The 12438-nt window shown below is 36.7% G+C and carries 14 protein-coding genes and 1 other annotated feature; of the genes, 6 read left to right on the forward strand and 8 right to left on the reverse strand.

Annotated elements, in window-relative coordinates:
• Nucleotides 1-70: 70 nt before the first annotated feature.
• Together MHI47_RS12470 and zapA are read right to left on the reverse strand one after the other, a co-directional pair.
• On the reverse strand, nt 71-613 hold the full coding sequence (locus MHI47_RS12470; RefSeq protein WP_093536944.1) for a CvpA family protein: 543 nt from the start codon (nt 611-613) through the stop codon (nt 71-73).
• A gap of 4 nt (nt 614-617) precedes the next feature.
• On the reverse strand, nt 618-878 hold the full coding sequence (gene zapA, locus MHI47_RS12475; protein ID WP_093536943.1) for a cell division protein ZapA: 261 nt from the start codon (nt 876-878) through the stop codon (nt 618-620).
• 78 nt (nt 879-956) lie between these two features.
• On the opposite strand from zapA, the gene rnhC reads away from it, so the two are divergent.
• From rnhC to MHI47_RS12490, 3 genes are all read left to right on the forward strand, one after another.
• Nucleotides 957-1886 (forward strand): ribonuclease HIII, encoded by a 930-nt coding sequence (gene rnhC, locus MHI47_RS12480; protein WP_340831015.1) that lies wholly within the window; start codon nt 957-959, stop codon nt 1884-1886.
• A 17-nt stretch (nt 1887-1903) separates the two neighbouring features.
• Complete coding sequence (locus MHI47_RS12485) at nt 1904-2407, forward strand: GNAT family N-acetyltransferase (RefSeq protein ID WP_340831016.1); 504 nt, start codon at nt 1904-1906, stop codon at nt 2405-2407.
• Nucleotides 2408-2525: 118 nt separating this feature from the next.
• Complete coding sequence (locus MHI47_RS12490) at nt 2526-3017, forward strand: hypothetical protein (RefSeq protein ID WP_340831017.1); 492 nt, start codon at nt 2526-2528, stop codon at nt 3015-3017.
• 113 nt (nt 3018-3130) lie between these two features.
• On the opposite strand, the gene MHI47_RS12495 is transcribed toward MHI47_RS12490, so the two are convergent.
• Together MHI47_RS12495 and MHI47_RS12500 are read right to left on the reverse strand one after the other, a co-directional pair.
• Complete coding sequence (locus MHI47_RS12495) at nt 3131-3658, reverse strand: GrpB family protein (RefSeq protein ID WP_340831018.1); 528 nt, start codon at nt 3656-3658, stop codon at nt 3131-3133.
• A 15-nt stretch (nt 3659-3673) separates the two neighbouring features.
• Nucleotides 3674-4213, reverse strand: a complete 540-nt coding sequence (locus MHI47_RS12500) for a DUF402 domain-containing protein (RefSeq protein ID WP_340831019.1) — start codon at nt 4211-4213, stop codon at nt 3674-3676.
• 208 nt (nt 4214-4421) lie between these two features.
• Here MHI47_RS12500 and MHI47_RS12505 point away from each other — a divergent pair, with 208 nt between their 5' ends.
• On the forward strand, nt 4422-5567 hold the full coding sequence (locus MHI47_RS12505) for an MFS transporter (protein ID WP_340762885.1): 1146 nt from the start codon (nt 4422-4424) through the stop codon (nt 5565-5567).
• Nucleotides 5568-5668: 101 nt separating this feature from the next.
• Nucleotides 5669-5863, forward strand: coding sequence for a hypothetical protein (locus MHI47_RS12510; protein ID WP_093536936.1), 195 nt, complete (start codon nt 5669-5671; stop codon nt 5861-5863).
• A 49-nt stretch (nt 5864-5912) separates the two neighbouring features.
• Here MHI47_RS12510 and MHI47_RS12515 read toward each other — a convergent pair whose 3' ends face one another.
• From MHI47_RS12515 to MHI47_RS12530, 4 genes are all read right to left on the reverse strand, one after another.
• Nucleotides 5913-7328, reverse strand: a complete 1416-nt coding sequence (locus MHI47_RS12515) for a sodium:solute symporter family protein (protein ID WP_340762887.1) — start codon at nt 7326-7328, stop codon at nt 5913-5915.
• A gap of 119 nt (nt 7329-7447) precedes the next feature.
• The gene (gene pheT / locus MHI47_RS12520) at nt 7448-9859 is read right to left on the reverse strand and encodes a phenylalanine--tRNA ligase subunit beta (protein ID WP_340831020.1); all 2412 of its coding nucleotides are present in this window, start codon (nt 9857-9859) and stop codon (nt 7448-7450) included.
• 13 nt (nt 9860-9872) lie between these two features.
• Nucleotides 9873-10910, reverse strand: a complete 1038-nt coding sequence (gene pheS / locus MHI47_RS12525; protein ID WP_340831022.1) for a phenylalanine--tRNA ligase subunit alpha — start codon at nt 10908-10910, stop codon at nt 9873-9875.
• Between the two features lie 121 nt (nt 10911-11031).
• Nucleotides 11032-11265: a binding site (T-box leader), on the reverse strand.
• A 52-nt stretch (nt 11266-11317) separates the two neighbouring features.
• Complete coding sequence (locus MHI47_RS12530; RefSeq protein WP_340831023.1) at nt 11318-12082, reverse strand: TrmH family RNA methyltransferase; 765 nt, start codon at nt 12080-12082, stop codon at nt 11318-11320.
• A 91-nt stretch (nt 12083-12173) separates the two neighbouring features.
• Between MHI47_RS12530 and sspI the strand changes: the two genes are divergently transcribed.
• Nucleotides 12174-12383 (forward strand): small acid-soluble spore protein SspI, encoded by a 210-nt coding sequence (gene sspI / locus MHI47_RS12535; protein ID WP_093536931.1) that lies wholly within the window; start codon nt 12174-12176, stop codon nt 12381-12383.
• The last annotated feature ends 55 nt before the right edge of the window (nt 12384-12438 follow it).

Raw genomic sequence — 12438 nt, forward strand, 5'->3', positions numbered from 1 at the left:
GAAAACACCTCTTTCTTCTCAATTAACCAATATAGCTAACTTCAAAAAAACTTCCCTCTATTGAGAGAAGTTACTTTTCAATATAAATATACCACCAATTTTTAACCATCTCCGACAGGATAGGCGTGTGTTCTAACATCCATCCAGTTAAAACTGAACCTGATATTAAATTTTGAATCATATCGATTGGTAAAAGAGCAAGTACATACAATAAGACAAACATAATAAAATAAAATTCGATAAGTCCTAAAACTGCACCCACCATATTGCTTATAAACCCTAAAATCGGTAAATACTTCAAAAAATCAAACATAGATGCAATCATTTGCAAGGCGAACTTCACCACGATAAAAATGAGTGCAAAAGCAATAATCCGATAAAAAGTTTGTGCTAAATCTAAACTCTCCACGGCGATTGTCAATTTAGCACCAGCCGTTACAGCAGGAAACGGAATCCATAAAACAAATTTATCTGCAAGTGGTTTATAATAAGAATAAGCCACTACTAATGCAATGATAAAGCCAGTCATGTGGATTAGTTGAACGATTAACCCTCGTTTTGCGCCAGTGATTAAACCACCGACAAGTAATATTAATATAATTATATCTAACATGTTTTCAGTCCTTTAATCTTTTCAATTCTTCTTCTAAGAGTTCTAATTGTTCTTTTACTTTTATGTAATCATTTACAGCATTTACAGCTGTGAGTACAGCAAGTTTTGCAATATCTAGTTGACTATTATGTGAATTTATTTCTCTCATTTTATCATCAACCATTGATGCTACTAGTCTCATATGGCCCGACGATTCAGAACCTACCATTTTATAATTCTGTCCATATATATCAACCGAAATTCGTGTTTTTTCTTGTTCTGACAAAGCCATAACCCTCCTCAGAAAATCCTAATACTAATAATAACACGAAATAGATTGCTATGTGAAGAAAGGAACGAACGAATGTCAAATACAGTCTTATTATTGAAACCAAACGAAATCGAAAAAGTTAAATCGCATTATATGAAATTTAAGGTAGAGAGGTCTGCTCCTGGGGTTATTTTTGCAGCAAAGCTTGCAGATACAGCCATTACTATTTATAAATCAGGCAAGGTGATGTTTCAAGGAAACGGTTCTACGCGCGAAGCTTCCCTTTGGGGTACAAGTTCGACTAAAACTACAACAACTGGTGCGAAGGGAGATCTTTTACCTCCCAACTTTGGAACCTTATCGGTTCTAGGTTCAGATGAAACTGGTACTGGAGATTATTTTGGTCCAATTACAGTTGCAGCATGTTTTGTCAGTTCAGAACAAGTCGAGCTAGTTAAAGCTTTAGGAGTGAAGGATTCCAAAATGCTTACAGATGACATAATGCGTAAAATGGCGCCTGATTTAATGGCGACTTTAACACATAGTGTCCTCGTATTGAAAAACGAAAAATACAATGACATACAGTCTCGTGGGTCGTCTCAAGGTAAGATAAAAGCACTTATGCATAACCAAGCATTAAAGCATGTACTGAAAAAAATGGACTCAGAAAAACCGGCATATATATTAATCGATCAGTTTGCGGAGCGCGGAATTTATTATAATCATATTAAAACGGAGAAAGAAATCGTCCGAGAAAATGTTTTGTTTTCTACAAAAGCAGAGCAACTTCACGTATCTGTTGCAGCAGCATCTATCATAGCGAGATATGCTTTCTTGAAGGAAATGGATCGTCTGACCGAAATAGCGGGTACGACGATACCTAAAGGAGCAGGTGCTAAGGTTGATGAAATAGCAGCGAAAATTTATTTGAAGCATGGAGAAGAGTTTCTCAAGTCTATTACAAAGTGGCATTTTGCTAATACTGGGAAAGCGATTAATATTGTGAACAAGAAACGATTTTAGCTTGGGAGTTGTACAACATGAAAGTTATTGGGGAAACAGAGCGATTATTTTTATGTGTATTTGAACAATCACATGTGGAAGCCGCTCAGCAATTTTGGGGGGACGAAGAAGTCATGTCACTATGTGATGGACCTTCTGCACATGAATTACTTCCCAAAGTTATAGAGGGATATCGTAAATTACATGAAGATAGAGGTTTATCCGTTTATGCAGTAATAGAAAAAGAATCGGATCTAGTAATAGGAGCAGCTGGTTTTAATCCAACTGATTCGACGGGAGTAATAGAGTTAATTTATCATTTTAGCAAGAAATCTTGGGGAAAAGGTTTTGCAACAGAAGCAGCTGCAGCTTGCCTTAAGCTAGCTAAAAACAAAGGAAATATTAGAATAATCACTGCATCAGCAGATCCACAAAACATAGGTTCATTAAAGATTTTAGAAAAAATCGGGTTCACCTATGTGAGTATGAAGTGGTTTGAGGATACAAAACAAGAAGAGCCTTATTATGAATATTTAATGTAATCTACAATTTATACAAAGTAAATTTGGGTAATTTTAAATAATAAATTTAGATAACACAAAACCATTCAAATGCATAACATGTATAAGTGCGTGTTTAAATAGCGATGGAGGTTTGAGTATGGTAAATTTTCAAGCTTTTCAGGGTACCGTTACCAGGATTAGTGATTTTATGATAGGGGCTAATGGTGAAGGCGATGGTTGTTATACATTAATGTCGGTTGATAATGGCAACGGAAATTCAGTAAATTTCGTGGTGTCCCCCACTACTTATTTTGTAGACCATGCGGTGGTAGCAGTGGGTGATAGGGTAACTGGATACTATGATGGAGATGCCCCTGCTCCTCTGATTTACCCACCACAGTACCAGGCACTTATTATAGTAGAAGAAAATACAAATCGAAATGTTAAAGTGGACTTCTTTAATAGCCAATTGGAAAGCAGTGATGGACAGTTAAGACTAAATGTAACACCATATACTCCAATATTATTGACTAATGGTCAGCCTTTTACGAAAAGTCCTGCGAATCGAAATTTAATTGTTATTTATGGTCCAACTACAAGAAGTATACCTGCCCAGACCACACCATATGAAATTATCGTTTGGTGTTAAACTTTCTAAGGAAAATCTAGATCCAAATTTTTTTGCGCGAAATGTTAATTACATTTCGTGCTTTTCCTTTTCACAAAGAAACTAACGAGTTTATACGATTTTCATAAAAAAACCTATCTCACTTTAGGAATACTTTTATACCAGTGGAGTGCTTGTTTTTCAATCTCTTTGGCTAATTTATCTTTCCCATTAATATAAGCGTCAATGTCATATGGAAATTGCTCTGCTAGTGCTTCTTTTAAATCTCCGTACTGCCTTGCATCAATAGAATGTACTCTTAAAAAGTCCCGAAACGCAAGATGTCTTTCAATTTCAGGATTACCCAATTCATACATATGGACATGATGCGTTCGATTATCTCCACCTTTTTGGAAGTATCTACGACCAGGAAGTCCATTTTCACCTTTAGGTTCATAACCAATCGCAATCATTGCGCTGTTATAAGCGTCAATTTTTCTTATATCTCGGACTATAGGCATCATATCGATAATTGGTTTTGAACTCAATCTTTCTACTGAAGTGCTTCCAATATGATGGATAATTTGAATCTCCAAGCCGAAAATATGTTGAAGAAGAATTGTTTCCTCATCAAACTTTTTCTTCCAATCCTCTGAATATGCCACTACCACCACTTTACGCATTTAAATCTCCCCCTTTTAAAGAAGTTTCGTTAATAGTTCTTTATGAACTGTGGAATAATTAAGTAAGCCAAAATTATTTCCCACAGTACTAGTAGTAATTTCATTTGCTTGATGCCATGCCAAGTTGTACATGCTTTGATCAACCCAACCGTTTATTAATGCCTCTTCCAGTTCATCTGCATCCTGTTGAATAATCTCTCCCGTAGGAAATACGATAATATCTAAAAACAAGTCATCCCACCATGGAATATTATGCTCTATTCCTATTTCGTTGCAAATATCGATATACCACTGAATCACTTTCCCATTAGCATCAAACATAGTAGTTACAGAATAATGTTTTCCTTTAGGAAAGTGTTGTAACCACATAAATCCATCATCTACAATGCACACACTTTTTTCATCATACTTTACCCATAAGGGCTCCACCACCTGAACCATGTTAAGAAGTGTTATATATCCAGTGAATTCTTCTTTATCCACATAAGATTGCGCATACTCTCTCTTCTTAATCCGCTGCCAATCTGAACGATCCCCATATCTTCTTTTTAACATACCTACCCCCTAATTAATTCAGACAATTAAGTACTTAACTTCTTTTTTAATAGAAATTATAGCAGATTTATTATTCTAACTTATTGGTTAATTTAAATTCCATTGTTTATTCTATTAAAAACGGCTATTTTCCATTCAAATCAGTTACAATAATTAAGTTAATAATTGAAATCATATTATATTTGTTTTTAGAAAAGGAGAATTCTTCTTGAAGGTACATGTTTTATTAAAAGGATATAATTTTTTGTTTTTTGGTTTGCTTGCAGTTTTTATACCGTTCTTGCCTGTGTATTTAGGGGAACAAGGATTATCTACAAGTGAAATAGGGATTATCGTAGGTACTGGGGGTTTTGTAACTTTAATAGCCCAACCGTTGTGGGGGTTCATCAGCGATAAAACAAAAACAATTCGCAAAGTGATGTTATTACTTGTTGGATTGACTGCTATTTCGGGTTATTTTTTATTTAACTTCGATAACTTTGTGTTACTAATCATTTTCGCGTTGTTAGTTTATTTTTTCCTTATGCCACTCGATCCATTAACGGAGAGTTTAAATTTTACTGTTTCAGAGATGGCCCGTATTAGCTATGGATCTATCCGTACATATGGTGCACTTGGCTATGCCATTTTGTCTTTAATTGCTGGGTTTACAATGGATTATTTTGGAGTGAGTAGTCTATCTATTTTATTTGTTCTCTTGGGGCTTCTCTCATTTGGAATAGTATGGTTTATGCCGGATGTGCAAGCTTCCCCAAAACCTGTGACGATAAAAGGATTGAAACAAGTATTACGTAACAAAGAGATGCTTCTATTCTTAGCATTAGTATTCATAAGCTCTGTCCCTGCACGTATGAACGATACATTTCTAGGAATACATATCAAAGCACTGGGAGGAGACACATCCTTAGTAGGGATTGCTTTTTTCTTAGCAGGTGGTAGTGAAATCATCATTTTTGCACTCAGCTTTTGGTGGCTTCGAAAAGGTAAAGAGTTGGAGATTATTACGATTGCTACCTTCTTTTACTTCTTACGTTTTTTTATATCAGGCTATGTCACAAACCCTGTTACTCTAACTGTCTTACAAGTATTACAAATGTTAACATTCCCTATTTTCTACACCGCCGCTATTCAATATTTATATAATATTATGCCTAAGGAATGGCGAGCTACTGGACAAACTGTTTTAGCATTATTATTCTTTGGCTTATCTAGTATTATTGCGTCATATGCAGGTGGTTTCCTCTATAAAGAATTTGGTGGGCAGACTTTTTACTTTATCATTTCAGCAATGTCCTTCATCGGAGTCTTATTTGGAATACTACTGACTATACGGAAACATAAAATAAACGGATGATTATTTTATGTGAAAATGGGTATTAAACATATATAGAGTTGAAATTAGTACCTTTTACTAAACTTTCTTTATGGAAAGAGATTTTGGTGGGAGGTGATTAATTGAGAAGAGCCTATGGAGTTAAAAAGCTATCTTTATATTTAGATACCGTAGGATATCCACTTACTGAAGAGGAAATCGACATACTAATTATAAAAAGAGAGATTCCTCATTTAAAACCAATGGCAAATATGATCGTTTTCAATTTAGATCATGTGGATTGGTGGATTAGTCATAATCTACCTCCATCCAAATGATAAGCCCTGCGAAAGCAGGGTTTTTCATTTGGATGGAGGTTTTTTCCACCTAACTAATCATTGTTTCTTTCGAAGGTAAAAATTTCGAGAAAACTATTGTCATAATAACTGATGCAAGGACACCCCATAATATTCCTATTGTTAAAGAAACAACTGCTCCAGCCAAAATACCAGTACGTGCTCCCCAAACAGAAACACGACTATTTCTTGTTCCCATCTCAAAGGCGGAGGTTTTCTTATTCTTCCATATTAACCCTACTATTAATACCGGAACAACTCCACCACCGGCCATCGAATATGCAAGAGAAAATAAGTCAATAATAGAATCTGCCCAAATAGCAGTAACTATCGTGAACATACCAAACACAACCACACTAACTCTTGTTAACTTAAGATAAAATGCATCTTCCTTTTCTTTCATATTTGGAATAACCAAATCATTGATGATTACAACAGCAGCAGAATGAAGAAGAGATGAAGCGCTAGAAATGGCAGCCATGAAAATCATGATAAAGAAAGCCAACGCTGCAAATTGCGTCATTTCTTCTAATATCAACCACGATATAGCATTTTTTGCATCTAGCGTGGGATTTTGAATCTTAACTATCAACCCACTAATAGTTGCTAGAATCGTAAAGATAATTGCAACAACCCCACTGATAAGCATGGCACGACTTGCTGACTTAGAACTTTTTGAAGCAAAGCAGCGTTGCCAATACACTTGTGCAGCTAAGACACCCAACGTTCCTGTCACAAACAGCGTTAACACTTCCATTACAGATAAATTCATTTGAATTAGTTCACCCGATCCAACATCTGCTAAACCCGATTTAAGAGTTGAATAGCTAAAATCAATTCGATTAAATACTTGAAAGTAAAACCACACTGCTATTGCGATAAGAATTGCTCCTTGAATAAGGTCTGTCCATACCACTGAATACATACCACCTACAGCTGTGTAAATGATAAACACTGCCGAGAATACTAATATCATTAGAATAGGATCAGCCCCTGTAAAAGTCGAGAACAAGGCACCCATACCCATAGCCTGGCCACTGACCCAAGCAATCATAATAGATGAAGTCAAAATGGCAACTAGACTTCGAGTGATACGATCGCGTACGATTAAATCATTCATCATTTCTGCTAATGTTTTGTATGTAAATTTTGCAGCAAATCCCGCAAATACGAGAGCAAATATGATTTTGGCTCCTTGCTCACCAATAACAAAAGGTATATTAGCTATCCCAATCTCATATCCCTTAGATGAATGACCAACAAAATTTCCAACGCCCATAATAGTAGCAATATCAGTAAATAATAATAAGAAAAAAGGCAGCGTCCCTCCAGCTATCGCATAATGAGCAAAACTTGCGTCCGCCTTCTTTTTAAAGAAAAACGACATACCAATAAAGAACAAAGATAATATAATGGTTATCGTCCATGTCCAAAAACCTAATCCCATAAAACCCCTCCCCTTCTTTTCTATTCCCTATGCACCGCACAATTCAAACACTATTCTGAATTATTTTTAATTGATAAAAAAAAGAGCAGCACCATTTGGCACTGCTCTAAATGTATTCATTATCCTCTTAACTCTGCTCCTGCTTTTTCAGCAAGTGCTTTTAATACTTTGTTATGCGCATTTACTACTTCTTCATCTGTAAGTGTACGCTCTGGATCGAAATATGTTAGGGAGAATGCAACCGACTTCTTGCCTGGTTCCATTTTTTCTCCTTCATATAAATCGAATAGATGTACATTTTTAAGTAATCTACCACCAGATAAATGGATAATTGCTTGCAGTTCTCCAGTAGCTTTTTCACTATCTACAACTAATGCAATATCACGTGAAATGGACGGGAATTTAGAAACTGGTGCATAATACAATGCTTCAACTTCTTTGTTTAGCACTTTGGCTAAGTTCAATTCCAATACATAGGTTTCTTTTAAATCACGAGTCTTTTGCTCTGATGGATGTAATTGAGCGATTAACCCAATTTCCTCTCCAGCTAATTTGATAGAAGCAGTACGTCCAGGATGTAACCCGTCTACTTCAGTACGTTCAAATACAACTTCTTTTGAAAGACCAAGAAGTTCCATTAATCCTTCTACAATTCCTTTTAACACAAAGAAATCAACTGCTTTTTTCTCACCCTGCCAGCTATGATCTAACCATTTACCAGAAATTACTGCTGCTAGATGCTCTTGCTCATGAGGTAAACCTGATTCTGTTTCACCTAAGAAAACAGATCCTACTTCATAAAGCGCAACTGTATCTGTTTGGCGCGCGGTATTATATGTTACTGCTTCTAGTAGATGTGGTATTAAGCTTTGACGAAGGATACTACGATCTTCACTCATTGGCATTAATAACTCTGTTACAGGAGCAGTTTCTAAAGCAAATTTTTGAGACATTTCTTTAGAAGTTAAAGAATACGTTATCGCTTGGTAAAGACCCGCACCTTCTAGATATGCACGTACTTGACGACGTTTTGCTTGGTAAGATGATAATCCGCCTGGTTTAGATTCCTCAACTGGTAAAGTCATTGGGATTTCATCATAGCCATACATACGAGCAATTTCTTCTATTATATCTTCTTCAATTTTAATATCTTGACGACGAGTTGGCGCTTTAATGTACAAAAGACCATTCGCTGCTTGGTAGTCAAATTTCAATCTAGTTAAAATTGATGTCATATCCTCTAAGGATATTTTCATCCCTAAACGGTTATTGATGAAGTCCGGAGATACAACCACTTCAGCTGGAGTTTTGTCTAGCTCATCAACCATTACTGAACCAGCTAACACTTCTCCTCCTGCTAACTCTGCAAGAAGACTTGCTGCACGTTCTGCCGCAAGAATTACACGGTTAGGATCGACACCTTTTTCAAAACGCGCACTCGCATCACTGCGTAGGTTGTGGTCTTTTGAAGTTTGGCGAACTGATCCGCTAGCAAAGTATGCTGACTCGATAACTACCGTTGTCGTACCATTATGAACTTCCGAATTAGCCCCACCCATTACACCGGCAATGGCAATTGGCTCTTTACCGTTTGTAATAACTAAATGATTCGATTTTAATGTACGTTCTTGATCATCAAGGGTAACAATTTTTTCTCCTTCACTTGCAAGACGAACAACAATTTCTTTCGTTTCTAGACGATCATAGTCAAATGCATGTAGAGGCTGACCATATTCCATCAATACATAGTTCGTAATATCTACTACATTATTATGTGGACGAACACCTGCAGCCATTAAACGATGTTGTAACCAAAGTGGTGATTCTTTCACTTGAATATTCTTCACAACTTTTGCAATATACATTGGATTTTCTTCCATTGCCTCTACTTTTAAGTTCAAATAATCAGAGGCTTTTTCATTGCTTTCCGAATAAGATGCTTCAGGATACTGCATATCCTCAGATAAAATTGCACCAACTTCATAAGCAACTCCGAGCATACTTAATGCGTCCGAACGGTTAGGCGTTAACCCAAGTTCTAAAACTACATCATCCAAGCCTAGTAATGGGAGTACACTTTCCCCTGGAACTGCTGTTTCCGGAAGAACATAAATTCCATCCGCATACGTTTTAGAAACAAGGCGTCCTTCAATCCCTAATTCTTGAAGCGAACAAATCATACCGTTTGATTCTTCTCCGCGAAGCTTGGCTTTTTTAATCTTCATGCCGCCTGGAAGTACTGCTCCTGGACGAGCAACGATTACTTTTTGTCCTGCTTCTACATTAGGTGCTCCACAGATAATTTGAGTAGTCTCTTCGCCAACATCTACCTGACAAATATTCAGCTTATCCGCTTCCGGATGTTTCACTTTTTCTTTTACATACCCAACGACAACATTTGTCATTCCATGAGAACGATCAATCACAGCATCCACTTCAATACCTGCACGTGTGATTTTCTCTCCTAAATCTTTTGGATCTAACCCTTGTGTATTTACATATTCTGATAACCATTTCGTCGAAACTAACATGTCAAATTCCTCCTTACACTTCTGTTCGGTGGAATTGCGATAAGAAACGCACATCATTCGTATAGAAATGACGAATATCTTCCACTCCATATTTCAACATTGCAATACGTTCTGGACCCATACCAAATGCAAATCCAGAAAGTTTTTTAGAATCATATCCAGCCATCTCTAAGACGTTTGGATGAACCATACCTGCACCTAAAATTTCAATCCACCCTGTTTTCTTACAAACGTTACAACCATCGCCGCCACATTTAAAACAGGAAATATCCATTTCAACCGAAGGCTCTGTGAATGGGAAAAAGCTTGGGCGCAGACGAATTTCACGATCGTCCCCGAACATTTTCTTCGCAAATATAGAAAGAGTACCTTTCAGGTCGCTCATTCGAATATTTTCACCGATTACAAGCCCTTCAATTTGTGTGAATTGATGTGAGTGCGTTGCATCATCATTATCACGACGATACACTTTACCAGGGCATATAATTTTGATCGGTTGCCCTTCTTTTACTTCCATCGTTCTTGCTTGAACTGGAGAAGTATGTGTTCGCAGTAGAATATCCTCTGAAATATAGAAAGAATCCTGCATATCACGAGCTGGATGACCTTTTGGTAAGTTCAACGCTTCGAAATTATAATAGTCTTTCTCTACTTCTGGACCTTCCGCAATTTCATACCCCATGCTGATAAATAAATCTTCAATCTCTTCTACTACACGAGTAAGTGGATGATGATTTCCAGTCTTAATAGGGCGACCTGGTAATGTTACATCAATAGATTCTTTTTCTAGCTGTTCATTAATAGCTTGTTCTTGAAGTAAAGTCATACGAGCTTCTAATACAGTAGTTACTTCTTCACGTACTACATTTACTAGTGCCCCCATTTTTGGACGCTCTTCTGCTGGAAGTTTACCCATTCCTTTTAGAAGGTCCGTAATCGGTCCTTTTTTTCCTAAGTAGGCAACACGCACGTCATTTAGTTCTTTGACGCTCGCTGAAGCTTCAATTTTTTGTAGTACTTCTTCTTTTAACTGTTGAAGTTGTGCTTCCATGTTAATGATCTCTCCTTAATCAAATTCGCCTTGTCTGATTGGACAACAAATTTTGTACCTTATCTCGCTAAGAAGTATCCCTTCTCAAAATATGTACAAAATAAAAAATCCCCGCCCCTATAAAAGGGACGAGGACTAATTTCGCGGTACCACCCTGATTATTGCACTAAAACAGTGTGCAATCACTCAATTCGACTAACGGCTCTACACCGGCACACCTTTACAGCAATTGCTGGTCCCGGTGGCAGCTAACGGGGTGAACTTCTATATGCATTCTCTAGTTACACTTTCAGTCAAGGTGTAAAATCCCTTATGTCGAATTGGCATATATACTTTTCCCGATGACAGCTTTTATATATCATATTACATCTATTATACGGACTTTAGTATTTTTGTTCAAGTCTGATTTATTTTAAAGTAAGGCCATATAACAGAATTCCAGTAGCTACTGCAACGTTTAGTGATTCTGCTTGTCCCAATAGAGGAACGATAATATTTTGATCGGTTTGCTCGAGAAGCTCTTTGTTCATACCACTACCTTCATTTCCAACGATTAACGCAAACGCATCCACTTTTTTCACTTCATGAAAAGGAGTAGAATTTTCAAAAGCTGTGCCAAATACGGTTACATTTCGTTCTTTCAACTTCTCAACCCATTCAGGAAGATTTCCTTTAATAATTGGCAAATGAAAATGTGATCCTTGTGCTGACCGTAACGTTTTTGAATTGTAGGCATCTGCAGATCCTTTTCCAAGAATAACAGCATCAATCCCAGCAGCATCTGCAGTCCGAATCATTGTACCGATGTTCCCTGGATCCTGCACAGCATCTATTAACAATAGACGACTCCAGTTATCATGCTCTTCTTCCTTCACAGTTTGTTGTTTACAATGTGCAAATATACCTTGTGTATGCTCTGTTTCCGCAAGTTCTTTCTTAATCACATCATTTATTTCGACAATTTCTAAATTGTCTACATCCCAACTGTTAGGAATTTCACTATTATCACTGATCATGATTGTTAACACATTTTCTTTTTGTTTTATCGCTTCTTCAATTAGGTGATAACCTTCTATTAGAAATTCGCCACTTTTATCTCGCTCTTTGCGTACGCTTAATAATTTTTTCCAATGCTTTACTAGCGTATTTTGGGGTGATTCAATTCGTTTCATCTATATGTAACCGCCTTTTTTATATAAGTGTAACAAAATCATGTATAACTGGCGAGAGTTTGGGGAAGATAATTGCGAGGAGTGATGAAAATTGGATTTTCAAATTAGAGAAGCGATAACTGCTAATATGAAAGGTCACACTGCATCAGACATTCGCGGTGTAGTAGAAGATGCTATCCAAAAAGGCGAAGAACATTTACTACCTGGACTTGGTGTATTTTTTGAGAAATGGTGGAACATGACAGACGAATCTAACAAACAATCTGTATTAAACGAATTGGCAACTGCATTTGCAAAATGAATGAAATTCCGTGGAGATAAAAAATCTTCGCGGAATTTTTGTTTAGTCAAAATAT

Source organism: Psychrobacillus sp. FSL H8-0487, assembly GCF_038008385.1.
Lineage (GTDB): Bacteria > Bacillota > Bacilli > Bacillales_A > Planococcaceae > Psychrobacillus > Psychrobacillus psychrotolerans.